At 56.4% G+C, this 26,513-nt stretch carries 18 protein-coding genes; 14 read left to right on the forward strand and 4 right to left on the reverse strand.

Features of this window, described 5'->3' with window-relative positions; translation table 11 throughout:
- Positions 1–5 precede the first annotated feature (5 nt).
- Both pepB and sseB read left to right on the forward strand, forming a co-directional pair.
- Entirely contained in the window at positions 6–1,292 is a 1,287-nt protein-coding gene (gene pepB, locus F8561_RS18535; protein WP_020883024.1) for an aminopeptidase PepB, read from the forward strand.
- Positions 1,293–1,388: 96 nt separating this feature from the next.
- A complete protein-coding gene (gene sseB, locus F8561_RS18540; protein WP_020883025.1) occupies positions 1,389–2,165 on the forward strand; it encodes an enhanced serine sensitivity protein SseB in 777 nt (258 codons plus the stop codon).
- Positions 2,166–2,182: 17 nt separating this feature from the next.
- Here the strand turns inward: sseB and F8561_RS18545 are convergent, their stop codons facing one another.
- From F8561_RS18545 to F8561_RS18560, 4 genes are all read right to left on the reverse strand, one after another.
- Positions 2,183–2,953, reverse strand: coding sequence for a MurR/RpiR family transcriptional regulator (locus F8561_RS18545; protein WP_014171175.1), 771 nt, complete (start codon positions 2,951–2,953; stop codon positions 2,183–2,185).
- A complete protein-coding gene (gene sseA / locus F8561_RS18550; RefSeq protein ID WP_050737167.1) occupies positions 2,953–3,801 on the reverse strand; it encodes a 3-mercaptopyruvate sulfurtransferase in 849 nt (282 codons plus the stop codon). The genes F8561_RS18545 and sseA overlap by 1 nt, the downstream gene beginning before the upstream one ends.
- 90 nt (positions 3,802–3,891) lie before the next feature.
- Positions 3,892–5,259: a 6-phospho-alpha-glucosidase gene (locus F8561_RS18555; protein ID WP_025203464.1), complete on the reverse strand. Its 1,368-nt coding sequence runs from the start codon at positions 5,257–5,259 to the stop codon at positions 3,892–3,894.
- Between the two features lie 12 nt (positions 5,260–5,271).
- The gene (locus F8561_RS18560; protein ID WP_020883028.1) at positions 5,272–6,816 is read right to left on the reverse strand and encodes a PTS transporter subunit EIIC; all 1,545 of its coding nucleotides are present in this window, start codon (positions 6,814–6,816) and stop codon (positions 5,272–5,274) included.
- A 285-nt stretch (positions 6,817–7,101) separates the two neighbouring features.
- On the opposite strand from F8561_RS18560, the gene F8561_RS18565 reads away from it, so the two are divergent.
- From F8561_RS18565 to F8561_RS18620, 12 genes are all read left to right on the forward strand, one after another.
- Positions 7,102–12,054, forward strand: coding sequence for an alpha-2-macroglobulin family protein (locus tag F8561_RS18565; protein WP_151887766.1), 4,953 nt, complete (start codon positions 7,102–7,104; stop codon positions 12,052–12,054).
- A gap of 1 nt (position 12,055) precedes the next feature.
- Positions 12,056–14,380, forward strand: coding sequence for a peptidoglycan glycosyltransferase PbpC (gene pbpC, locus F8561_RS18570; RefSeq protein WP_151887767.1), 2,325 nt, complete (start codon positions 12,056–12,058; stop codon positions 14,378–14,380).
- A gap of 156 nt (positions 14,381–14,536) precedes the next feature.
- The gene (gene ndk, locus F8561_RS18575; protein WP_003860625.1) at positions 14,537–14,968 is read left to right on the forward strand and encodes a nucleoside-diphosphate kinase; all 432 of its coding nucleotides are present in this window, start codon (positions 14,537–14,539) and stop codon (positions 14,966–14,968) included.
- 169 nt (positions 14,969–15,137) lie between these two features.
- Entirely contained in the window at positions 15,138–16,304 is a 1,167-nt protein-coding gene (locus tag F8561_RS18580) for a bifunctional tRNA (adenosine(37)-C2)-methyltransferase TrmG/ribosomal RNA large subunit methyltransferase RlmN (protein WP_014171168.1), read from the forward strand.
- A 293-nt stretch (positions 16,305–16,597) separates the two neighbouring features.
- Positions 16,598–17,614, forward strand: a complete 1,017-nt coding sequence (gene rodZ / locus F8561_RS18585; protein ID WP_014171167.1) for a cytoskeleton protein RodZ — start codon at positions 16,598–16,600, stop codon at positions 17,612–17,614.
- Positions 17,615–17,640: 26 nt separating this feature from the next.
- On the forward strand, positions 17,641–18,759 hold the full coding sequence (gene ispG, locus F8561_RS18590) for a flavodoxin-dependent (E)-4-hydroxy-3-methylbut-2-enyl-diphosphate synthase (protein ID WP_063214644.1): 1,119 nt from the start codon (positions 17,641–17,643) through the stop codon (positions 18,757–18,759).
- A gap of 81 nt (positions 18,760–18,840) precedes the next feature.
- Positions 18,841–20,115 (forward strand): histidine--tRNA ligase, encoded by a 1,275-nt coding sequence (gene hisS, locus F8561_RS18595; RefSeq protein ID WP_020883031.1) that lies wholly within the window; start codon positions 18,841–18,843, stop codon positions 20,113–20,115.
- 13 nt (positions 20,116–20,128) lie between these two features.
- The gene (locus F8561_RS18600; protein WP_151887768.1) at positions 20,129–20,749 is read left to right on the forward strand and encodes a YfgM family protein; all 621 of its coding nucleotides are present in this window, start codon (positions 20,129–20,131) and stop codon (positions 20,747–20,749) included.
- A gap of 10 nt (positions 20,750–20,759) precedes the next feature.
- Positions 20,760–21,938 carry an outer membrane protein assembly factor BamB gene (gene bamB, locus F8561_RS18605; protein ID WP_014171163.1) on the forward strand — a complete coding sequence of 393 codons (1,179 nt, stop codon included), beginning with the start codon at positions 20,760–20,762 and terminating at the stop codon, positions 21,936–21,938.
- Between the two features lie 112 nt (positions 21,939–22,050).
- The gene (gene der / locus F8561_RS18610; protein WP_020883033.1) at positions 22,051–23,523 is read left to right on the forward strand and encodes a ribosome biogenesis GTPase Der; all 1,473 of its coding nucleotides are present in this window, start codon (positions 22,051–22,053) and stop codon (positions 23,521–23,523) included.
- 300 nt (positions 23,524–23,823) lie between these two features.
- On the forward strand, positions 23,824–25,365 hold the full coding sequence (locus tag F8561_RS18615) for a peptide MFS transporter (protein WP_047356613.1): 1,542 nt from the start codon (positions 23,824–23,826) through the stop codon (positions 25,363–25,365).
- Positions 25,366–25,430: 65 nt separating this feature from the next.
- Positions 25,431–26,465, forward strand: a complete 1,035-nt coding sequence (locus F8561_RS18620) for a Gfo/Idh/MocA family oxidoreductase (protein ID WP_151887769.1) — start codon at positions 25,431–25,433, stop codon at positions 26,463–26,465.
- Positions 26,466–26,513 lie beyond the last annotated feature (48 nt).

Here is a 26,513-nt window from a genome sequence, read left to right on the forward strand (position 1 = left end):
ATAAAATGACCGAAGCGATGAAGATTACGATCTCGAATCAGCCTGCTGACGCGCGCTGGGGCGAGAAAGCCACCTACAGTATCAACAACGACGGTATTACCCTGCATCTGACTGGCAACGATGATTTGGGTCTGATCCAGCGCGCGGCGCGCAAAATTGATGGTCTGGGCATTAAACATGTCACCCTGGACGGCGAAGGCTGGGATATCGACCGCAGCTGGGCATTCTGGGCAGGTTACAAAGGACCGAAAGGCAGCCGTAAAATCGAGTGGGCGACGCTCGACGAAGCGGGTCAGAAAGAGCTGGAAAGCCGTCTGACCATTATCGACTGGGTGCGCGATACCATTAACGCCCCGGCAGAAGAGCTGGGTCCTGAACAACTTGCGCAGCGCGCCGTTGACCTGCTGTGCGGCGTGGCCGGCGACAAAATGTCTTACCGCATCACCAAAGGTGAAGACCTGCGCGAGCAGAACTATATGGGGATCCACACCGTGGGTCGCGGTTCCGAGCGTCCTCCGGTATTGCTGGCGCTGGATTACAACCCAACCGGTGATAAAGCAGCACCGGTATTTGCCTGCCTGGTCGGGAAAGGCATCACGTTCGATACCGGCGGTTACAGCCTGAAGCAGAGCGCGTTCATGGACTCCATGAAGTCCGATATGGGCGGCGCGGCAACCATCACCGGCGCGCTGGCGTTTGCCATTACGCGCGGTCTGAACAAGCGCGTGAAGCTTTACCTGTGCTGTGCGGACAACATGGTGAGCGGTAATGCCTTTAAGCTCGGCGACATCATTCGCTACCGTAACGGTAAAAACGTGGAAGTGATGAACACCGATGCGGAAGGTCGTCTGGTGCTGGCCGATGGTCTCATCGACGCGTCTGCGCAGAAGCCAGAGCTGATTATCGACATGGCGACCCTGACCGGTGCGGCGAAAACCGCGCTGGGCAACGACTACCATGCGCTGTTCAGCTTTGACGACAAACTGGCAGCTCGCCTGCTGGCAAGCGCGGCCGCGGAGAACGAACCGTTCTGGCGTCTGCCGCTGGCCGAATTCCACCGCAGCCAGCTGCCGTCTAACTTCGCCGAACTGAACAACACCGCGAGCGCAGCCTATCCGGCGGGTGCGAGCACGGCGGCCGGCTTCCTGTCTCACTTCGTTGAGAACTATCACGAGGGCTGGCTGCACATCGACTGCTCCGCAACCTACCGTAAAGCGGCCGTTGAGCAGTGGTCTGCAGGGGCAACGGGACTGGGCGTGCGTACTATCGCGAACCTGCTGACTGCCGAGTAATTATCTTTGTCCGGCGGCGCTGTGCTTGTCCGGGCCTACGGTTTTGTAGGCCTGTTAGCCTTGCGCCAGCCGACATTATGTTGAAGTAGCAAAACTATGTCTGAAACGAAAAACGAATTAGAAACTCTGCTGGAACAGGCGGCGACCGAGCCCGCCCACCGTCCGGCATTTTTCCGCACGTTGCTGGAGTCCACCGTCTGGGTTCCGGGTACCGCAGCGGAAGGCGAACAGGTTGTTGAAGACAGCGCGCTGGACCTGCTCCACTGGGAGAAAGACGACGGCACTTCGGTGATCCCGTTCTTCACCTCGCTGGAAGCGCTGCAGCAGGCTGTTGAAGACGAGCAGGCGTTCGTGGTGATGCCGGTGCGCACTCTGTTCGAAATGACGCTGGGCCAGACCTTGTTCCTCAACGCCAAACTGCCAACCGGGAAAGAGTTCACCCCGCGTGAAATCAACCATCTGATTGGCGAGGAGGGCAACCCGCTCAGTACGCAGGAAGTGCTGGAAGGGGGCGAAACGCTGCTGTTGTCTGAAGTAGCCGAACCCCCTGCGCAGATGATTGATTCGCTGACCACGCTATTCAAAACCCTCAAACCCGTGAGGCGCGCGTTCCTCTGCTCAGTTAAAGAGAGCACGGATGAACAGCCGGTACTGCTGATTGGCATTGAAGCAGACGGCGATATCGAGGAGATTATTCAGGCTGCGGGCAGTGTTGCCACCGATACGCTGCCGGGTGATGAGCCGATCGATATCTGTCAGGTGAAGAAGGATGAGAAGGGCATCAGCCACTTTATTACCGAGCACATCACGCCGTTTTACGAGCGTCGCTGGGGCGGATTCCTGCGCGATCTCAAAACCACCCGCATTATCTGATTACGCGGGGTGATTTTTCACCCCGTCGCTTCCAGCAGCAGTAAATCCATCAGCAGGACCAGATTCGACTCAAACGACGTCACGCCAGCGGCTTCTGCGGCGTAATGTACCGCCTCGTCATATAAGGCAAAGTGCAAATCTGCCATTCCCGCCAGCGTATTGGCCGAAGCGCGCGTAAAAGCCACGACCGTCATCCCCACGTTTTTAGCGATTCGCGCTTTATCCAGCACCTGTTCGGTTTCCCCGCTGCGTGAGACGGCGATAAACACCTGATACCGCGCAGCGTTGCTGAGGAAAATGTTCCGGCTATCCCCCGGCCCGGAAATAAACGCCGTTTTGCCCAACACCTGCAATTTCTTGGTGAGGTACTCGGCGAAGAGATAAGAGAAGCCGGCGCCATAAAGAAAGAAGCTCTCTTTCTGGCGCAGCAACGTCGAAAATTGCGCGCGCTTCTCCTGCGTTACCCACTGAAAGGTTTGCTGATAGTTCGCGATAAATTGACTGAAAAGCGCCGGCAGTTCCGGGCGCTGTTGTGCTTGCGCGGCGATATACGGCGTCTCGGTTAACAGCTGTTTGCAGTGCCAGATAAATTCACTGAAACCGCTGAAGCCTAATTTCTGACACAAACGCATAATGGTAGCGGTTGAGACGAACGTCGCCTGCGCCAGTTCGCGCACCGTAATATTGCCCACCAGCAGAGGATGCTCTGTGAGGTGGGCCAGCACGCGATATTCCGCGCGGGTCAGTGACGCCCCGCGCGTTAACAGCGTGGCCAGACGGTTATCCATTATTTGGCCGGTTCAACGGGCAAATCGTCTCGTGCACCCCATTCACTCCAGGCGCCATCATAGAGCGTCACGTCGTTTACACCGAGTGTGGCGAGCGCCAGAATCACCACGCAGGCCGTGACGCCGGACCCGCAACTGGCAATAACGGGACGATGCACATCCACGCCCTGACGATCAAAAATGGCGCGCAGCTCATCGGTCGTTTTTAATTCACCTTCAAACACCAGATCGCCCCACGGCACATTCAACGCGCCGGGAATATGGCCGCGCTTCAGCCCCGGACGCGGTTCATCCGCCTGGGCGTTAAAGCGCGCTGCAGGGCGGGCATCGACAATTTGCGCCGTTTTTTCATGGCTGACCACCAGCACGTCGGTCAGACGTTTTACCTGATGCGCATCAAACGTCGCGTCGAACTCGCCTTCCGGCAGCGTCACGTCGCCTTGCTGCAATGGCAGTTCATCACGCTTCCAGCCCGCGAGGCCGCCTGCAAGAATTGAGACTTTCTCCACGCCAAAGTTTTTTAGCATCCACCAGGCGCGCGGTGCGGAGAAGAGGTTACCTTCATCGTAAACCACGAGGTGTTTGTCACGATTAACGCCAAGTTCGCGCATCGCCACGGAGAACGCTTCCGGGCGCGGCAGCATGTGCGGGAGAGGGGAGTTATGGTCGGACAGGGCTTCAATATCAAAAAATACCGCGCCCGGCAAATGCCCTGCGCGGTATTCTGCGACCATATCGCGAAGGTGTTCCTGCCCGGCAGGTGCCATACGCGCGTCAATAATCTGTACTTCCGGATCGTCACCGTGCTCAATCAGCCAGTCGGCGGCGACAAAATATGAGGTGGACATGGGTTGCCTCCATTCTTTTCCGTAAAAAAGGATTGTCGGTGTTTTTTCTGACACCGACAAGCAAACCACGTTCAACTCGCGAGCACGACCCTATTTTTTCGCCGCTTCACCGTTCTGCCAGGCTTTTTGCAGCGCAGGCCAGTAGTCACGGTTGGCGTCAATCATGTCATCGAGAATCGCTTTTGCGTGCTCCATGGTGGGCACGGTGCGGTTCAGGGTGAACGCCTGCAGTGCTTTTTCGTAGCTGCCTTCAATGGTCGCTTCCACCAGCAACTGTTCAGAGGCGAGCTGCTGCTGTAGCAGCGTCTGATGGAACAGCGGGACCCGACCCACGCGGATAGGCTCTGGCCCTTCAGAGGTGATGTAGGCCGGGACTTCCACCACCGCGTCGTACGGCAGATTGGTTATCGCCCCGCGGTTTTCCACCATTACCAGATGGCGCTGACGCAGGTTAAATGCCAGCGAGCAGGCGACATCGACAATAAACTCGCCGTGGACGCCCACGTGGAAGGCATCCGGTAAAATCCCGGTACGCTTATACTCTTCTGCGGCGGCAAACAGCTTTTTCTCACGCCCGTTCATCACTTCGTTCGCGCGGGTATAGTCCGGGTTCTGATGCTCCACAATCTGGTTTGGCATCAGGTAGTACTGCAGATAGGGGTTTGGCAGATATTCCGGGAAGTTATCCATGATGGGCTTGATGTTGCGCCAGGTTTTCACCCACGACGGATCCGAGTGCTGCGGGTCGGTTTTGGCCGCATCTTCCGTCAGCAGGCCGAACCTCGCGATATGCCGACGCAGTTCCGGCAGCTTGTCCTCGCCGTCCACCCGCACGCGGGTAAACCAGCCGAAGTGGTTCAGACCAAAGTAGTCCACCTCCAGCTTGTGGCGGTCCACACCCAAAATGGCCCCCATGTTACGCATCGCCGCCACTGGCATATCGCAGATATTAAGCACGCGGGCGTCCGGTCGCAGGCGGCGCACCCCTTCCGCAACGATCGCTGCCGGGTTGGAATAGTTCACGATCCAGGCTTTTTCATGCGCGTAGCGATCCACCAGATCGATCAGCTCGACCATCGGCAGGATCGTGCGCAGGCCGTATGCCAGCCCGCCAGGACCGCAGGTTTCCTGGCCCACCACGCCGTGGCGCAGCGGGATCTTCTCATCCTGCTCACGCATTCTGTACTGGCCGACACGCATCTGGGCGAAGACAAAGTGCGCCCCGCTGAACGCGACTTCCGGGTCTGTGGTCACGGTGAAGGTAATGCTCTGGCTATGGTCGCGAATGACCTTCTCCACCACCGGTGCAATGGTGTTCTGGCGTGCTTCGTCGATATCGTAGAGGCGAATCTCGGCCAGCGGGAAGTCCTGCAGGCGTACCATCAGGCTTTTCACGATACCTGGCGTATAGGTGCTGCCGCCACCGGCAATCGACAGAATAAAAGGGGGTGTAAACATCTTTAGCTCCTCTCAGAGAAACGTCTCAACGGCTTCTCGCATTTTTTTGACATGCAGCCCGTAGACCACCTGAACGTTGTTACCTTGTTTGATAATCCCTTTCGCGCCGGTCGCTTTCAGGCGCGGCTCGTCGATGATGGAGACATCCTTCACCGTGACGCGTAAGCGGGTGTAGCAGTTATCCACTACCTCAATGTTTTCCCGGCCTCCCAGCCCCACCACGATGGATTCACCCAGCCCGTCATTGTTCCCCTTCGCCTGATACTCCTGTTTGCTGTACAGGCGCGTCTCCTGATCGTCATCCTCGCGTCCCGGCGTCTTCATGTTGAAGCGCAGGATCAGGAAGCGGAACACCACAAAATAGAGCGCGAACATGATGAGCCCGACCACGATGTACATCGGCCAGTTGGACTTCTCCGTGCCGAGCGGCAGGTTATAAAGAATAAAATCGATAATTCCGTTAGCGCCGATGGCATGAACACCGAACAGGGAGAAAAGCATCATGCCGATGCCGGTCAGCACCGCATGTACCACAAACAGCAGCGGAGCGACGAACAGGAACGAAAACTCAATCGGCTCGGTAACGCCCACCAGCAGAGAGGTTAACGCTGCCGGGATCAGGATGGCTTTGGCTGCCGCTTTGCGCTCCGGCCTGGCGGTCATGTACATCGCCAGCGCCGCCGCGGGCAGGCCAAACATTTTGCTGATGCCGCGCGCGTCCCACACTACCGTGCTGCTCAACTGCTTCACTTCCGGGCAAGCCATTTCGGCGAAATAGATATTGCGTGCGCCCTGATAAACCGTGCCGCATACCTCTTGCGTACCCCCAAGTTCGGTATACAGGAAGGGGGTATAGACCAGATGATGCAGGCCGGTCGGCACCAGAATGCGTTCCAGGAAGCCGTAAATGGCCACCCCAAAAGGCCCGGAACCTTTGATCGCCAGCGCCAGTGCGCTGATGCCATGCTGGGCAAATGGCCACAGTTCGCTCATCACGACGCCGAGCAGCATTGAGACAGGAAGCATGACGATGGCGACGAAACAGTGGCCGGAATAGATGGCCATCGCGCCGTTAAACTGTACGCCGGAGTACTTGTTGTACAAGTATCCGGACAGCGCCCCTGTCAGGATCCCGGCGAAAACGCCCATCTCCAGCACCTGCACGCCCAGCACCATACTTTGCCCGGCGGCTTTCATCTGGTCAGCGGGGGCCAGTTCGCCCTGGAGCTGCAGCGTAACGTTCATCGCGTTAATGAAAACAACAAAGGTCACCAGGCCAATCAGGGCCGCATAGCCTTTATCACGCGTGGCCAGGCCAATCGGTATCCCGACGGCAAACACCAGCGCCAGGTTAACCAGTACTGACACGGCCGATTTCGCGATAAGCTGACCAACATGCTGAATCAGCGGATGGCCGAGAAACGGCACATACTCTGCGAGGTTACCGTTCCCCAGGACGTTACCGAATGCGATAAAAAGACCGACGATCGGTAAGATAAGTACCGGTCCGTACAACGATTTTCCGAAATTTTGTAGGGCGTTCACGGCTCGTTTCATGACTGTCTCTCTTAGTGAACCGCGCACTCGGGGTGCGTCTTGAGCTTAAAGCTAGCAGGCTAAAGGCGAGGTAATCCAGCTATCTTATTGTTTTAAAAACAAATGACGTAAAAGGTAACATGTGACGTTTGCGACTGTGATCGGCATAGCAGTGCCTGAGTAAAGGCGTCGTCGCTCTGCGAGGTGCTTTCCAGATTCTAAAATTAGACTTTTTGTATTAATGAAACTTGCGGATAATACTTATCCGGAAGACGACCAACAGGCTCCATGGGCCAGGGACAAAGGATGACACCGTTTCGCTTAGCCGCGATTTCTCTCGCGCTGCTTACCACATTTTCGCTTGTCGGCTGTGATAACAGCGACGATAACTCTCAGGTTGCGGCTCCCGCAGCATCCACAGCAACGACACCGAAAGCACCGGAAAAGCCGGACGCTGAAAAGCTGGCAACGCTGGCGGCACAGAGTCAGGGCAAAGCGCTCACCCTGCTGGATACCTCAGAGGTGCAGCTTGATGGCGCGGCCACGCTGGTGCTGACCTTCTCTGTTCCGCTTAATCCCGATCAGGATTTCGCCAAAACAGTGCATGTGGTGGATAAAAAAAGCGGCAAGGTTGACGGGGCGTGGGAACTCGCACCTAACCTGAAAGAGCTACGCCTGCGCCATCTGGAGCCCAACCGCAATCTGGTTGTCACCGTTGAACGTGATCTGCAGGCGCTGAACAAAGCGACATTTGGTATCGATTACGAAAAAGCCCTGACCACCCGGGATGTTGAACCGACGGTCGGTTTTGCCAGCCGTGGCTCGCTGCTGCCGGGCAAGGTGGTGGAAGGTCTGCCGGTAATGGCGCTCAACGTCAACAATGTTGACGTGAATTTCTACCGCGTGAAGCCTGAATCCCTGGCCTCCTTTGTCAGCCAGTGGGAGTACCGTAACTCCCTGACCAACTGGGAGTCCGATAATCTGCTCAAAATGGCGGACCTGGTGTATACCGGCCGGTTTGACCTCAATCCGGCACGCAACACCCGTGAAAAACTGCTGTTGCCGCTGCGGGATATTAAGCCGCTCCAGCAGTCAGGCGTGTACATCGCGGTCATGAATCAGGCCGGGCACTATAACTACAGCAATGCCGCAACCCTCTTTACCTTAAGTGATATTGGGTTGTCCGCTCACCGTTATCATAACCGTCTGGATATTTTCACCCAGAGCCTGGAAGATGGCGCGGCGCAATCCGGCGTTACCGTCACCCTGTTGAATGATAAAGGGCAGACGCTTGCCGAAGCGAACAGCGATGCTGACGGCCACGCAAAGCTTGAGACTGACAAAGAAGCCGCGCTGATTCTGGCCAGCAAAGACGGACAGACCACGCTGCTTGACCTCAAGCTTCCGGCCCTCGATCTGGCGGAGTTTGATATCGCAGGTAGCCCAGGCTACAGCAAGCAATTCTTTATGTTTGGCCCGCGCGATCTCTATCGCCCTGGCGAAACGGTGATCCTCAATGGTTTGCTGCGCGACAGCGACGGTAAACCGCTTCCTGCCCAGCCGGTTAAACTCGACGTACTGCGCCCGGACGGACAGGTGGCGCGCACGGTTGTCGTCCAGCCTGAGAACGGCCTCTATCGCTTCAATTATTCCCTGGACGGCGGGGCGCAGACCGGTATGTGGCATATCCGCGCCAATACCGGCGATAACCAACAGCGCCTGTGGGATTTCCACGTTGAAGATTTTATGCCGGAGCGTATGGCGCTTAATCTGACGGGACAAAAAGCGCCGTTTTCCACCGAGGATAACGTCGACTTTAACATTGCGGGTTATTACCTGTATGGCGCACCTGCCAACGGAAATTCCCTGCAAGGCCAGCTTTTCCTGCGACCGCTGCGCGAAGCCGTCGCTGCACTGCCGGGCTTCCAGTTCGGTGATATCGCCGAAGAGAACCTGAGCCGCAGCCTGGATGAAGTTCAGCTAACCCTTGATGAACAAGGGCGCGGACAGGTCTCGACCGAAAGCCAGTGGAAAGAGGCGCATTCACCGCTGCAGCTGATCCTGCAGGCCAGCCTTCTGGAGTCGGGCGGTCGCCCGGTGACGCGCCGTGCTGAGCAGGCCATCTGGCCGGCGGCCGAGCTGCCGGGTATCCGTCCTCAGTTTGCCAGTAAGGCCGTTTATGACTACCGCACTGACACCACCGTCAACCAGCCGATCGTGGATGAAAACGGCAATGCCAGCTTTGATATCGTCTATGCCGATGCCAGCGGGGCAAAAAAGGCGGTTTCCGGGTTACAGGTTCGCCTGATCCGTGAGCGCCGTGACTACTACTGGAACTGGTCAGAGAGCGATGGCTGGCAGTCACAGTTTGATCAGAAAGACCTGGTGGAGGGCGAGCAGGAGCTGACCCTCAAGGCCGATGAAACCGGTAAAGTGACCTTCCCGGTGGAGTGGGGCTCGTACCGTCTGGAGGTCAAAGCGCCGGACGATATGGTCAGCAGCGTGCGCTTCTGGGCCGGCTACAGCTGGCAGGATAATAGCGACGGCACCGGTGCCGCTCGCCCTGACCGTGTGACCATGAAACTGGACAAGCCTTCCTATCAGCCGGGAGATACCATCCAGCTGCATATCGCTGCTCCGGCGGCGGGTAAAGGCTATGCGATGATCGAGTCCAGCGAAGGGCCGCTGTGGTGGAAAGAGATCGACGTACCGGCCAACGGACTCGATCTCTCAATCCCGGTGGATAAGGCCTGGAAACGTCACGATCTCTATCTCAGCACGCTGGTGGTACGCCCTGGCGATAAATCCAAATCAGCGACGCCGAAACGTGCCGTCGGGTTACTGCATCTGCCGATGGGCGATGAGAATCGCCGCCTGAATGTCGCGCTGGAAAATCCGCAGAAAATGCGGCCAAACCAGACGCTGTCCGTGAAGGTGAAGGCCAGCGTCAAAGAAGGCGCCGTTCCGCAGAAAGTGAATGTGCTGATCTCGGCAGTGGACAGCGGCGTGTTGAACATCACCGATTACGTTACCCCGGATCCGTGGGAAGCGTTCTTCGGTCAGAAGCGCTACGGCGCGGATATCTACGATATTTATGGTCAGGTCATTGAAGGGCAGGGCCGCATGGCTGCACTGCGCTTTGGTGGTGACGGCGATGAGCTTAAGCGCGGCGGTAAACCACCGGTGAACCACGTGACTATCATTGCCCAGCAGGCGCAGCCGATCGAGCTCGATGCTAACGGTGAAGGGACCGTGACGCTGCCCATTGGAGACTTCAATGGCGAGCTGCGTCTGATGGCGCAGGCCTGGACGGAAGATGATTTCGGCAGCAGCGAAGGTAAAGTAATTGTCGCCGCCCCAATCATTACCGAACTGAACACGCCGCGCTTCCTGGCAAGTGGCGATACCTCACGCCTGACGCTGGATGTGACCAACCTGACGGACCAGCCGCAAACGCTGAACGTTGCTTTTACCGCTACCGGCAAGCTGTCGCTTGAGGGCGCACAGCCGCAGCCCGTGAAGTTACCGCCGGGCGCGCGCAGCACCCTGTTTATCCCGGTACGTGCGCTGGATGGCTACGGTGATGGTGAAGTGACCGCTCAGGTGACCGGCCTGCAGCTGCCGGGCGAGACTTTCGCTGCACAACAGAAGAGCTGGAAAATCGGCGTTCGTCCGGCATTCCCGGCGCAGACCGTTAACACCGGTGCCATGCTGAATCCTGGTGAGTCGTGGAGTGCACCGGCGCAGCACCTTAATGGCTTCTCTCCTGCCACGCTACAGGGACAATTGCTGCTGAGCGGGAAACCGCCTCTGAATCTGGCGCGCTATATTCGTGAGCTCCAGGCATACCCGTATGGCTGTCTGGAGCAAACTACCAGTGGTCTGTTCCCGTCGCTCTACACCAACGCGGCGCAGTTGACCGCGCTTGGCATCAAAGGGGATAAGGATGACAAGCGCCGTGCGGCCATTGATATCGGGATCTCTCGTCTGCTGCAAATGCAGCGTGATGACGGAGGTTTCGCGCTTTGGGATAAAAACGGTCCGGAGGAGTACTGGCTCACCGCCTATGTCACTGACTTCCTGGTTCGCGCAGGTGAGCAGGGCTACAGCGTGCCTGCTGAGGCGGTTAACAACGCCAACAGCCGCTTGCTGCGTTACCTGCAGGACCCGGGCATGATGTCCATCCGCTACAGCGATGATACCCAGGCCAGTAAATTTGCGGTGCAGGCCTATGCCGCGCTGGTGCTGGCTCGCCAGCAAAAAGCCCCGCTTGGTGCGTTGCGTGAAATCTGGGAACGTCACGGACAGGCCGCTTCCGGGCTGCCGCTGATGCAGTTGGGGATGGCGCTTAAATTGATGGGTGACGCACCGCGCAGCCAGCAGGCGCTGGGTCTGGCCATCAAAACGCCGCGTAACGACAGCAAAAACTGGATGGCCGATTATGGCAGTGCGCTTCGTGATAATGCGCTGATGCTTTCTCTGCTTGAGGAGTACAAGCTTCTGCCGGATGCGCAAAATACGCTGCTGAACGCCTTGTCGGAACAAGCTTTCAGCCAGCGCTGGCTCTCGACCCAGGAGAGTAACGCCCTGTTCCTGGCCGGACGCTCGCTGCAAACTTTGTCCGGCACATGGCAGGCCCAAACGTCTCTGGCGGATACCGCATCAGGCGGTGATAAAGCACTGGTACAGAACGTGAACGGCGACCAGCTTGGCGCGCTGCAGGTGACCAATACCGGTAGCACACCGCTGTGGGTACGCCTTGATAGCACCGGTTATCCGGCATCTGCACCTCAGCCATCGTCTAACGTGCTGCAGATTGAACGCCATATTCTGGCAACCGACGGCAGTACAAAGTCGCTCACGTCACTGAAGAGCGGCGAGCTGGTGCTGGTATGGCTTGAAGTGAAGGCCAGCCAGAACGTGCCGGATGCGCTGGTTGTCGATCTCCTCCCGGCGGGGCTGGAACTTGAAAACCAGAACCTGGCGAGCAGCAGCGCCAGCCTGCAGGATAGCGGCAGCGAAGTGCAGAACCTGCTCAGTCAGATGCAGCAGGCGGATATTCAGCATATGGAATTCCGCGACGATCGCTTTGTGGCGGCGGTGCCGGTTAACGAAGGGCAGCCGGTCACGCTGGTTTATCTGGCGCGCGCCGTGACGCCGGGAACCTATGAGGTGCCGGTCCCGATGGTGGAGTCCATGTATGTGCCGCAGTGGCGGGCAACAGGTGCGGCCAGTGACCCGCTGATTGTTGTACCGTAATATGCGGCTTGTACGTCTGATACGCTCCCGCTGGCTGTGGCTGGCGGGAGCGCTTCTCGTTTTATGGGGGCTGATCCTGGCCGCTGATCGCCTGTGGCCGTTGCCTCTGAAAGAGGTCAACCCCGCACGGGTGGTGGTGGACGAAAAGGGCACACCGCTCTGGCGTTTTGCTGACAGCGAAGGGATCTGGCGCTATCCGGTCACTCTCGAAGAGGTTTCTCCCCGCTATCTTGAAGCCTTGATCCAGTATGAAGATCGCTGGTTCTGGGACCATCCAGGCGTGAATCCGTTCTCTGTGCTGCGCGCCGCCTGGCAGGATCTTACCTCCGGGAGGGTTGTCTCAGGCGGCAGCACGCTCACCATGCAGGTGGCGCGCCTGCTGGATCCGCATCCGCGCACTTTTGGTGGCAAAATTCGTCAGCTCTGGCGAGCCATGCAGCTTGAGTGGCACCTCTCTAAGCGCGACATCCTCACGCTTTATCTTAACCGTGCCCCGTTTGGCGGTACGCTGCAGGGGATTGGTGCGGCAAGCTGGACCTATCTCGGCAAACCGCCTTCGCAACTCAGCTATTCCGAAGCGGCGCTGCTCGCCGTATTGCCGCAGGCGCCAAGCCGGTTGCGTCCTGACCGCTGGCCGGAACGTGCAGAAGCGGCACGCAACAAAGTGCTCGACCGGATGGTGACGCAGGGCGTCTGGTCGGCAAGCCAGGTTAAGGAGTCCCGTGAAGAAGCGGTATGGCTGGCGCCCCGGCAAATGCCGCAGCTGGCACCGCTCTTTTCGCGCATGATGCTCAGTAAAAGTCGCGATACTAAAATTGTGACTACCTTAGATGCGTCCCTGCAGAGGCAGCTTGAAGAACTGGCGATGAACTGGAAATCCCGCCTGCCAGCACGCAGTTCGCTGGCAATGATCGTCGTCGATCACACGGATATGAAAGTGCGTGGCTGGGTGGGATCGGTCGACATTAACGATGACACCCGGTTTAGCCATGTGGATATGGTGAATGCGATCCGATCGCCGGGATCGGTGCTCAAACCCTTTATCTACGGTATGGCGCTGGACGACGGTTTGATCCACCCGGCATCGCTGCTCCAGGATGTTCCAAGAAAAACGGGGGATTATCGCCCGGGTAATTTCGACAGTGGGTTTCATGGGCCGGTGAGTATGAGTGAAGCGCTGGTACGCTCTCTTAATCTGCCCGCCGTGCAGGTGCTCGAGGCATACGGACCAAAACGTTTTGCTGCGATGTTGAGTAATGCAGGTTTGCCGCTGATTTTACCTGCTGGCGCACAGCCGAATTTATCGCTGATCCTGGGGGGGGCAGGGGCGCGGCTGGCCGATATCACCGCGGCCTATAGCGCGTTCGCCCGACACGGTAAAGCGGGCCGGCTGCGCTTACAGCCAGGCGATCCCCTGTCAGAGCGGCCGTTGTTATCCCAGGGGGCGGCGTGGATCATTCGCCGTATTCTGGCCAATGAGGCGCAGCCACTGCCGGACAATGCGCTGCCTCAGGTGGTACCTCTGGCATGGAAAACGGGAACCAGCTATGGCTACCGTGACGCATGGGCGGTAGGGCTGAATGCCCGTTACGTTATTGGGATCTGGACCGGACGACCGGACGGCACGCCTGTGGCGGGTCAGTTTGGGTTTGCGAGCGCGGTACCTCTGCTTAACCAGGTGAATAATGTACTGCAGTCTGGTTCAACGCTCGATCAGGCGCGTCTGCCACGCGACCCGCGTCCTGACGGTGTGGGGCGCGGCGTCATCTGTTGGCCGGGCGGCCAGTCGCTGCCGGAAGGGAGCGAAAATTGCCGTCGTCGCCTGGCGACCTGGCTGCTGGACGGCAGCGAGCCGCCGACATTGCTTCTACCTGAACAGGAAGGTATTCGCGGGATCCGTTTCCCGGTCTGGCTGGATAAAGAGGGCAAACGCGTGGCGGCAGACTGCCCGGATGCGACCGAGAAAGTTCTGGATGTCTGGCCGCTGCCGCTGGAACCCTGGCTGCCTGCAGCCGAGCGGCGCTCAGCACGGATCCCTTCACCATCGGCTACCTGTCCGCCCTTGTCGCAGGACTCACCTGCACCGCTGATGTTGACTGGCGTGCGTGAAGGCGCGGTTATCAAGCGTCTGCCGGGGGAATCCCGCGTCTCGTTACCGCTACAGGCCACCGGCAATAGCGGTGAACGCTGGTGGTTTTTGAATGGCGAACCGCTGGCGTTGAAGAGCCGGGTTTACACCTTGCAGCTTGATAAATCAGGCGATTATCAGGTGCTGGTGATGGATGAAGCGGGGCAGGTGGCGACGGTGAATTTCATGCTGCAGTAGCGTTAAACGTCTCTTCTGCTGTGAGCTGTTGCTAATCTTCGTCTCATTTTAAAAAAATGTTACCTGAATCCATAGGCAATGGCGCTATTGCTCATTATAATCCGCGCCACACCATACTCAGGTATGAAAAACAACAGAACATTTACAGAGGTTATCATGGCTATTGAACGTACTTTTTCCATCATCAAACCAAACGCGGTGGCAAAAAACGTTATTGGCAGCATCTTTGCTCGCTTTGAATCAGCAGGGTTCAAAATCGTTGGCACCAAAATGCTGCACCTGACCGTTGAGCAGGCTCGCGGTTTCTACGCTGAGCACGAAGGTCGTCCATTCTTCGACGGTCTGGTTGAGTTCATGACTTCTGGCCCGATCGTTGTATCCGTACTGGAAGGCGAAAACGCAGTACAGCGTCACCGTGACCTGCTGGGTGCGACCAACCCGGATAACGCACTGGCTGGTACCCTGCGCGCTGACTATGCAGACAGCTTTACCGAGAACGGCACCCACGGTTCCGATTCTGTTGAATCTGCCGCTCGTGAAATCGCGTTCTTCTTCGCTGAAGGCGAAGTGTGTCCACGTACCCGTTAATTTAACGGTTTCGTTTACACATTATTTTCGTAAATGCCGCGTGCAGACGTGGCATCCCTGCGCCAGACTTTGTACAATGCAACGCCCCGGACGAGCAGACTGCTTTCCGGGGCGTTTCTTTTCAACCCTCCATGGGCCATAACGTGTAACAACGAGGCCGGAAAAAATTATGTCTGAATTAGTGAATACCTCCGAAGTCGCCATTCCTGCGGTTCCAAATAAAAATGGAAAAATTAACCTGCTGGATCTGAACCGTCAGCAGATGCGCGAGTTCTTTAAAGAGATGGGCGAGAAGCCGTTTCGTGCCGATCAGGTCATGAAATGGATGTACCACTATTGCAGCGACAACTTTGATGACATGACTGACATCAACAAAGTGCTGCGCAATAAGCTCAAAGAAGTGGCTGAAATCCGTGCACCAGAAGTGGTGGAGGAGCAGCGCTCTGCCGATGGCACCATCAAATGGGCGATTGCTGTTGGCGATCAGCGCGTTGAAACCGTCTACATCCCGGAAGAAGACCGCGCCACGCTGTGCGTCTCCTCTCAGGTGGGCTGTGCGCTGGAGTGCAAGTTCTGCTCAACCGCTCAACAGGGATTCAACCGTAACCTGCGCGTGTCTGAAATTATCGGCCAGGTGTGGCGTGCGGCGAAAATCGTCGGTGCGGCGAAAGTGACCGGGACCCGTCCAATCACCAACGTAGTGATGATGGGCATGGGCGAGCCACTGCTGAACCTGACCAACGTCGTTCCGGCGATGGAAATCATGCTGGATGACTTCGGCTTTGGTCTGTCCAAGCGTCGCGTAACGCTGTCGACATCAGGCGTAGTGCCTGCACTGGACAAGCTGGGCGACATGATTGACGTTGCGCTGGCGATCTCCCTGCATGCACCAAACGACGAAATCCGTGACGAAATTGTACCCATCAACAAAAAGTACAATATCGAAACTTTCCTCGCCGCCGTGCGTCGCTACCTGGAAAAATCCAACGCGAACCAGGGCCGCGTGACGATCGAGTATGTCATGCTCGATCATGTAAACGACGGTACCGAGCATGCGCATCAGCTGGCTGAACTGCTGAAAGATACGCCGTGCAAAATCAACCTGATTCCATGGAACCCGTTCCCGGGCGCGCCTTATGGCCGTAGCTCGAACAGCCGTATCGACCGTTTCTCCAAGGTGCTGATGGAGTATGGTTTCACCACTATCGTGCGTAAAACCCGTGGTGATGATATCGATGCTGCATGCGGACAGCTGGCAGGTGATGTGATTGACCGTACCAAACGTACCCTGCGTAAACGTATGCAGGGCGAGACGATTGCGGTCAAAGCTGTTTGATTCTTATGCACTCACGGCGCATTATTTGCGCCGTGAAGCATAATCTTACTGAATAATCAGTCAGATTCGTGATGACTGATCAATAATTACGGTGCGTTTCATCCGACTTTCGGGCAGTATGTAACGACGTAACAACAGTTTATCCTGACGGGCGGGGCTGTGCTGTCATCTCCGGGCTGACAGTCTTATACTGTCTGTTCAAGGTTAACTGATCAGAACTTTCGCGGTGCGGGTGGCATTGTGACTTACCGGCACCTGAACCCTTTTTTTTCACGTACCAGTAGTTGTAGCGAATGAATACTGAAGCCACTCACGACCAACATGAAGCACTCTCCACTGGCGTTCGTCTTCGCAACGCCCGTGAACAACTCGGACTCAGCCAGCAAGCCGTTGCAGAACGCTTATGTCTGAAGGTTTCCACGGTTCGCGATATTGAAGAAGATAAGGCTCCGGCCGATCTGGCTTCAACATTTCTGCGTGGTTACATCCGCTCTTATGCAAAACTGGTGCATATCCCTGAAGAAGAATTACTGCCAATGATGGAGAAGCAGGCACCGGTCCGCGCAGCAAAAGTTGCGCCGATGCAGACCTTCTCCCTGGGAAAACGTCGTAAAAAACGTGATGGCTGGCTGATGAGCTTTACCTGGCTGGTGCTGTTTGTGGTGATCGGCCTGACGGGCGCATGGTGGTGGCAAAACCACAAGGCGCAGCAGGAAGAGATCACCACCATGGCCGATCAATCCTCCGCCGAGCTCAATCAGTCCGGCAATGACAACGCTCAGAGCGTGCCGCTGAATACCGAAGGTGCTGCCACCTCCAGCGAGCCGCAGACTGCCGCGACCGATGCGCCTGCAACCGATGCCGGGCAGGCGCCCGCCGCAACGGCTAATACCCCTGCGCCTCAGGCTCAGGATCCAAACGCGGTGGTTGCCCCTTCTCAGGCAAACGTGGATACCGCGACCAACGCGCCAGCGGCCACTCAGCCTGCGGACAACGGTGCTGCGTCACTTCCAACCAACCCGGCCGGAACGGCTGCGCCGGCGGCGGACCCAAATGCGCTGGTGATGAACTTCTCTGCTGACTGCTGGCTGGAAGTGACCGATGCGACAGGTAAAAAACTGTTCAGCGGTCTGCAGCGTAAAGATGGCACGTTAAACCTAACCGGCCAGGCACCGTATAAACTTAAAATCGGCGCTCCGGCAGCAGTACAGATCCAGTATCAAGGAAAACCTGTCGACCTGAGCCGCTTTATCAGAACTAACCAGGTTGCGCGTCTTACCGTTAATGCCGAACAATCAGCAGCACAGTAACAGACGGGCAACGCGGGAGATTTTTCATGCATAACCAGGCTCCGATTCAACGTAGAAAATCGAAACGGATTTACGTTGGTAATGTGCCAATCGGCGATGGGGCTCCTATCGCCGTCCAGTCGATGACCAACACGCGCACCACAGACGTGGAAGCGACGGTCAATCAGATCAAAGCGTTAGAGCGTGTAGGCGCGGACATTGTTCGCGTCTCCGTGCCGACAATGGATGCCGCTGAGGCGTTCAAACTGATCAAACAGCAGGTCAGCGTTCCGCTGGTTGCTGATATCCACTTCGATTACCGCATTGCGCTGAAAGTTGCTGAATATGGCGTCGACTGCCTGCGTATTAACCCGGGCAACATCGGTAACGAAGAGCGTATCCGTATGGTGGTGGATTGCGCCCGCGATAAAAATATTCCTATCCGTATCGGCGTCAACGCCGGTTCCCTGGAAAAAGATCTGCAGGAAAAATACGGTGAGCCAACGCCGCAGGCACTGCTTGAATCCGCGATGCGTCACGTTGATCATCTTGATCGTCTGAACTTTGAACAGTTCAAAGTCAGCGTAAAAGCCTCAGATGTGTTCCTGGCAGTAGAGTCTTATCGCCTGCTGGCAAAACAGATCGATCAGCCTTTGCACCTCGGGATTACGGAAGCCGGTGGCCTTCGTAGCGGTTCCGTTAAATCGGCGATCGGTCTGGGGCTGCTGCTCTCGGAAGGGATCGGTGACACCCTGCGCGTTTCGCTGGCGGCCGATCCGGTAGAAGAGATCAAAGTCGGTTTCGATATCCTCAAATCACTGCGTATCCGCGCACGTGGGATCAACTTCATTGCCTGCCCAACCTGTTCACGTCAGGAATTTGACGTGATTGGCACGGTGAATGCGCTTGAGCAACGTCTGGAAGATATCATCACCCCGATGGACGTCTCCATCATCGGGTGCGTGGTGAACGGTCCGGGTGAAGCCCTGGTGTCAACGCTCGGCGTCACCGGCGGTAACAAGAAAAGTGGTCTCTATGAAGATGGCGTGCGTAAAGATCGTCTGGATAATAGTGATATGATCGACCAGCTTGAAGCCCGCATCCGTGCCAAAGCAACAATGATGGATGAAGCGCAGCGCATCAGCATTCAGCAGGTTGAAAAATAACGTGATGGGAAGCGTGGCGCTTCCCATGTATGATTGAACCCATTCTTTGGGTTCTTTTTTGTATATAGAAAGAGAATAAACGTGGCAAAAAACATTCAAGCCATCCGCGGCATGAACGATTATCTGCCTGGCGAAACCGCCATCTGGCAGCGCATTGAAGGCACACTCAAACAGGTGCTCGGCAGCTACGGTTACAGCGAAATCCGTTTGCCGATTGTAGAGCAGACCCCGTTATTCAAACGCGCGATCGGCGAAGTGACCGACGTGGTTGAAAAAGAGATGTACACCTTTGAGGACCGCAACGGCGACAGCCTGACACTGCGTCCGGAAGGTACGGCGGGCTGCGTACGCGCCGGCATCGAACATGGTCTCCTGTACAATCAGGAGCAGCGCCTGTGGTATATCGGCCCGATGTTCCGCCACGAACGTCCACAGAAAGGTCGTTATCGCCAGTTCAACCAGTTGGGTGTGGAAGTCTTTGGCCTGCAGGGCCCGGACATTGACGCCGAACTGATTATGCTGACTGCCCGCTGGTGGCGTGCGCTCGGCATTGCTGAGCACGTCTCACTGGAACTGAACTCCATCGGTTCTCTGGAAGCACGTGCGAACTACCGTGACGCACTGGTTGCGTTCCTGGAGCAGCACAAAGAGAAGCTGGACGAAGACTGCAAACGTCGTATGTACAGCAACCCACTGCGCGTGCTGGATTCCAAAAACCCTGACGTACAGGCGCTGTTGAACGATGCACCTGCATTGGGCGACTACCTGGACGAAGCGTCACGTGAGCACTTTGCGGGTCTGTGCAAACTGCTGGAAGCCGCGGGCATTGCTTATACCGTGAACCAGCGTCTGGTGCGCGGTCTGGACTACTACAACCGCACCGTGTTCGAGTGGGTGACATCCAGCCTCGGTTCCCAGGGCACCGTGTGTGCCGGCGGTCGTTATGACGGTCTGGTTGAGCAGCTTGGTGGTCGTCCAGCCCCTGGCGTTGGCTTCGCCATGGGTCTTGAGCGACTTGTTTTGCTGGTTCAGGCAGTTAATCCGGAATTTAAAGCAGATTCCGTTGTCGATATATACCTGGTAGCCTCAGGCGCGGAAACGCAGCCTGCGGCAATGCAGCTTGCGGAACGCGTGCGTGATGCACTGCCGGACGTGAAGCTGATGACCAACCATGGCGGCGGCAACTTCAAAAAACAGTTTGCTCGTGCCGATAAATGGGGCGCAAGTATTGCACTGGTGCTGGGCGAGTCCGAAGTGGCTAACGGCGAAGTGGTTGTGAAAGACCTGCGCTCGGGTGAGCAGACAACGGTAACGCAGGACGGCGTTGCGGCGCACTTGCGCACTCTATTGGGCTAAGGAGAAGGACTGCGTGGAAATTTACGAGAACGAACACGATCAGGTCGACGCGATTAAACGCTTCTTTGTCGAAAACGGCAAGGCGCTGGTTGTTGGGGTTATTTTAGGTGTCGGTGCGCTGGTAGGATGGCGTTACTGGAACAGTCATCAGGCGGACTCCGCGCGTGACGCGTCGCTGTCGTATGAAAATACCGTTAGCGCAATCCGTGCCGATCAGCCGCAAACGCTGACGACGGCAGAGAAATTTGCCGCTGACAATAAAAACACGTACGGTGCGCTGGCCGCACTGGAAGTGGCACAGCAGTACGTTGATAAGAACGAGCTGGATAAAGCCGCTAGCCTGCTGTCACAAGGGCTAAACGCCGCCAGTGATGAAAATCTGAAAGCGGTAATCAATCTGCGCCTGGCTCGTATTCAGGTTCAGCAGAAAAAAGCTGACGATGCGCTGAAAACGCTCGATACCATCAAAGGCGAAGGTTTTGCTGCCATTGTTGCCGATCTGCGCGGTGAAGCACTGCTGAGCAAAGGTGACAAAGCGGGCGCGCGTAAAGCGTGGCAAGCTGGCGTAGAGAGCAAAGCTTCACCTGCGCTGAGCGAAATGATGCAGATGAAAATAAATAATTTGTCCGTCTGAGAGGGACCCGATGCAATTGCGTAAATTACTTCTGCCAGGACTGCTTTCTGTTACGTTATTGAGTGGCTGTTCACTGTTCAGTGGCGAAGAAGACGTTGTGAAAATGTCCCCACTGCCGACTGTTGAAAACCAGTTTACCCCGTCCACCGCGTGGAGCACCTCCGTGGGCGATGGTATTGGTGATTTTTATTCCAACCTGCACCCGGCTTTTGCCGACAGCGTTATCTATGCGGCTGACCGCAAAGGTACCGTGAAGGCGGTTAACGCCGATGACGGGAAAGAAGTGTGGTCGGTTAACCTGGCGGAAAAAGACGGCTGGTTCTCTCGTAAACCGGCACTGCTTTCTGGCGGTCTGACCGTTGCCGGTGGGCATGTGTACGTGGGTAGCGAAAAAGCCCAGGTCTATGCTCTCAACACCAGCGATGGTTCTGTTGCATGGCAAACCTCCGTGGCCGGTGAGTCTCTGTCTCGTCCGGTCGTGAGCGACGGCATGGTACTGATCCACACCAGCAACGGCCAGCTGCAGGCGCTGAACGAAGCCGATGGTCTGGTGAAATGGACCGTGAACCTGGATATGCCTTCCTTATCCCTGCGTGGTGAATCTGCGCCGGCTACCGCCTTTGGTGCTGCCATTGTTGGCGGTGACAACGGTCGTGTAAGCGCGGTACTGATGCAGCAAGGCCAGATGATCTGGCAGCAGCGTATTTCTCAGGCGACAGGCTCAACGGAAATCGATCGTCTGAGCGATGTCGACACGACCCCGGTTATCGTTGACGGTGTGGTTTACGCACTGGCCTATAACGGTAACCTGACCGCGCTGGATCTGCGCAGCGGCCAGGTCATGTGGAAACGTGAACTGGGCTCGGTAAATGATTTCGTGGTTGATGGCAACCGTATCTATATGGTCGATCAGAACGACCGTCTGCTGGCGCTCAGCACCGAAGGTGGTGTTACGCTGTGGACGCAAAGCGATCTGCTGCACCGCCTGCTGACCGCACCAGCACTGTATAACGGTAGCCTGGTGGTGGGTGATAGCGAAGGGTATATGCACTGGATTGACCCGGACAATGGTCGTTTTGTTGCTCAGCAAAAAGTCGACAGCTCAGGTTTCCTGACGGAACCGGTCGTGGCTGACGGCAAACTGCTGATTCAGGCAAAAGACGGCACGCTGTACGCGATCACGCGTTAATTACCCAGCGGTTGTAGTATACTAAACGGCTCCTGTTCACTCAGGAGCCGTTTTGACATTTTTAAAAACGCCGCAAATGCGACGTTTATTTGAATTTTATGAGGCTTCAAACATGGTACCTGTGGTCGCGCTTGTCGGGCGCCCTAACGTTGGAAAATCCACTCTTTTTAACCGTTTAACACGCACCCGTGATGCGCTGGTTGCGGATTTCCCGGGGCTGACGCGTGACCGTAAGTACGGTCGTGCAGAAGTAGAAGGACGCGAGTTCATCTGTATTGATACCGGTGGTATTGACGGGACAGAAGATGGTGTTGAAACCCGTATGGCGGAACAGTCGCTGCTGGCGATTGAAGAAGCTGACGTGGTTCTGTTTATGGTGGACGCTCGCGCAGGCCTGATGCCGGCGGACTCCGCTATTGCGAAACATCTGCGCTCGCGTGAAAAACCCACTTTCCTGGTGGCGAACAAAACTGACGGTATTGATGCAGACCAGGCGGTTGCGGATTTCTGGTCCTTAGGTCTGGGCGAAATCTACCCGATTGCGGCATCTCATGGTCGTGGCGTGACCAGCCTGCTGGAAACCGTTTTGCTGCCGTGGGTTGATGAAGTTAACCCGCCGGAAGAGATCGATGAAGACGCCGAATATTGGGCGCAGTTCGAAGACGGCGAAGCGGGCGAGGAAGAGCCTGAAGACGACTTCAACCCGCAGGATCTGCCGATCAAACTGGCTATCGTGGGCCGTCCAAACGTAGGTAAGTCTACACTTACTAACCGTATCCTCGGCGAAGAGCGTGTGGTCGTTTACGACATGCCGGGCACCACCCGCGACAGTATTTATATCCCGATGCAGCGCGATGAGCGTGAGTATGTGCTCATTGACACCGCAGGCGTACGTAAGCGCGGGAAAATCACCGATGTGGTGGAAAAATTCTCCGTTATCAAGACCCTGCAGGCGATTGAAGATGCCAACGTGGTCATGCTGGTCATCGATGCGCGCGAAGGTATCTCCGATCAGGACCTTTCTCTGCTCGGCTTCATTCTGAATAGTGGGCGCTCACTCGTTATCGTGGTCAACAAATGGGATGGCCTGAGTAATGAGGTGAGAGAGCAGGTGAAAGAGACGCTCGACTTCCGTCTGGGCTTTATCGACTTTGCTCGCGTGCACTTTATCTCTGCGTTACACGGCAGCGGTGTAGGTAATCTGTTTGAGTCCGTGCGTGAAGCGTACGACAGCTCCACCCGTCGTCAGAGCACCGCCATGCTGACCCGTATCATGAACATGGCAGCAGAAGACCATCAGCCGCCGCTGGTGCGTGGTCGTCGCGTGAAGCTGAAATATGCTCACGCCGGGGGTTATAACCCACCAATCGTGGTGATTCACGGCAACCAGGTTAAAGACCTGCCGGATTCCTACAAGCGCTATCTGATGAACTACTTCCGTAAATCACTGGACGTAATGGGCACGCCAATCCGCATCCAGTTCAAGGAAGGGGAGAACCCGTTCGCCAACAAGCGCAATACCCTGACGCCAAACCAGATGCGTAAGCGTAAGCGTTTGATTAAGCACATTAAGAAAAGCAAATAAGCGTTGCCGTTCTTTCTGAAGCCCGCGTTGATCGCGGGCTTTTTTTCGCCCACTCATACCGTCAGTCCACTCTGTGTGATGTCAATCACTATTCACTTTTAACCAAGTTTAAATCTAAGAAAGTAGACAATCATCGAATTTTCATCTTAAAGTCCAGGGTCCGGTACTAGACAAAACTAGCGACTGGTTATCAAATGGTTAACTAACTTTTCGCCGCATGTAAAAAATCGGTCAGATACGTAACTGGCCGGCGTACATGCTGGTGTTTACAAGCACGACACATACCTTCCTGGGAGAATTATGCAATCCTCTGTTAATCAAAAAGAAAGCCGAACGTTCTTCGGCCACCCTTATCCGCTCGGTTCGCTGTTCTTTACCGAGATGTGGGAACGTTTCTCGTTTTACGGCATTCGCCCATTACTGATCCTGTTTATGGCCGCCACCGTGTATGACGGCGGGATGGGGCTGGCACGTGAAAACGCGTCGGCAATTGTGGGCATCTTTGCCGGCACCATGTACCTGGCCGCACTGCCGGGTGGCTGGCTGGCGGATAACTGGCTCGGCCAGCAGAAAGCCGTCTGGTACGGATCTATCCTGATTGCGCTCGGCCACCTGTCGATTGCGCTTTCGGCCATCATGGGCGATAACCTGTTCTTTATCGGCCTGATGTTCATCGTGCTCGGTTCTGGTCTGTTTAAGACCTGTATCTCGGTCATGGTGGGGACGCTGTACAAAAAAGGCGATGCGCGTCGTGACGGTGGTTTCTCGCTGTTCTACATGGGCATCAACATGGGCTCGTTTATCGCGCCGTTGATTTCCGGCTGGCTGATTAAATCTCACGGCTGGCACTGGGGCTTCGGCATTGGTGGCATCGGGATGCTGGTTGCCCTGATCATCTTCCGCGTGTTTGCCGTTCCGGCAATGAAACGCTATGACAGCGAAGTGGGGCTGGACTCTACCTGGAATAGCCCGGTGGTGAAAAGAAACGGCGTGGGCGCATGGTTGCTGGCGCTGGCTGTGGGTGTGGCTGTTATCGTTACGCTGATCGCGCAGGGTGTGATTGTGATTAACCCGGTTGCGGTAGCCAGCGTGCTGGTTTACGTGATTGCGGCGTCCGTTGCCCTCTACTTTATCTACCTGTTCCTTTTTGCGGGCCTGAATCGTAAAGAGCGTGCCAGACTTCTGGTCTGTTTTATTCTGCTGGTCTCCGCTGCGTTCTTCTGGTCCGCCTTCGAGCAGAAGCCAACGTCATTCAACCTCTTTGCCAACGACTACACTAACCGCATGATCGGTGATTTCGAAATCCCGGCGGTATGGTTCCAGTCGATTAACGCCCTGTTCATCATCCTGCTGGCGCCGGTATTCAGCTGGGCCTGGCCGAAACTTGCCAGCATGAACATTCGTCCGAGCAGTATCACCAAGTTTGTTATTGGTATTTTGTGTGCCGCCGCAGGCTTTGGTCTGATGATGCTGGCTGCGCAGAACGTACTGAATAACGGTGGCGCGGGCGTGTCGCCATTCTGGCTGGTGGGCAGCATCCTGATGCTGACGCTGGGGGAACTGTGCCTGAGCCCGATTGGTCTGGCGACCATGACGCTGCTGGCACCGGAAAGAATGCGTGGGCAGATGATGGGCCTGTGGTTCTGCGCAAGTGCGCTGGGCAACCTGGCGGCAGGTCTGATTGGCGGTCACGTGAAGGCCGACCAGCTGGATATGCTGCCGGATCTCTTCGCACGTTGCTCCATCGCGCTGCTGATTTGTGCCGCGGTGCTGATCGTCCTCATTGTTCCGGTACGTCGCATGCTGGAAAATGCGCAGACTAAACCGGCCACTAACGCCTGATAACGCCTCGCTCGTCAATACCGGGGCAGGCGTTTGCCCCGGTAATTTACTCGACGAGGTAGAAGATGCTGTTAGGGTTTGTTGGGCTTGGCGCGGTGGTGGAAACCGCTTATTTACCCGCACTACACAATCTGTATGGCGATTCACTGCACTGCCTGGGTTTTGATGTTCAGCCTGGCAGGCACCCTGAAGGCGTAACGCGCTGCGCCTCTCTCACCGAACTTCTCTCGCATCCTCTTGATACCCTGTTTATTACCACGGCTTCTCTGCAGCATCTTGAGGTGCTGGAGCACGCCCTGGCGTCTCCTGTGGCGCGGATCGTGGTTGAAAAACCCATCGTCGCCACGCTCTCGCAGCTCGAAAAACTGAACAGACTGCTGGCGTTGCCCGGTGCGGCGTCCCGTGTACTCGCACTTGACCACTGGATGGCGCGCCTCGCAACGGTTCAGCTTGGGCTGATCGGGACTTTTGCTGATATCGCCAGAATTGACGGTTTTTTGCAGGAACCGAGCGGGTTTAACGCAAAAGGAGAACCTGTCGCGCTTAACTTCGCCACGGGTGAAGTGGACACCCGCACGCTTCGCCATCCTGACGGCGTTATCCTGGACATCGGCACGCATGTGCTGGCGATGCTGCGTGAAACGGTGCGTTATCTGGGGGGCGGGGATGATATGACGCTGCAGGTGGTGGCCGCTACTGACCGGCTTGGGCGTGAGATCAAACAGGGCGATCTCACCACGGCAGAGGGCAGCGCTCATCTTCGCGGGCAGCTTAGTGGCATTCCGGTGGAGATTTGGCTCAACAAATATGCGGGACCGTCAGGCGGGCAAAAAGGGTTACGGCTGTATCTGCATGACGGGCGCGTCATAAGCCACGATCGTCACGGAGCAGAAGATGTGCTCGTGCTGACGGACGGCGATCGGGTTCAGCGCTGGCATATTCCAGGCACGATTTATATGCACTGCCTGGCAGAGCGCATTCTGGGGCAGAAAAGTCTGTTCGAATGTGACCCGGAAGAAGTGAGCCGGACGACACGCCGTCGAATGGCGGAAGTAGAACTGCTGCTGACCTTACAGCAACAGCTGCGTGGCCCGCACTGAGTGCTGCGTGTTAATATCAACGTATTACAGAATGCCCAGCAAAGGAGT

It is taken from the genome of Enterobacter sp. 198 (assembly GCF_009025585.1).
Classification (GTDB): domain Bacteria; phylum Pseudomonadota; class Gammaproteobacteria; order Enterobacterales; family Enterobacteriaceae; genus Enterobacter; species Enterobacter ludwigii.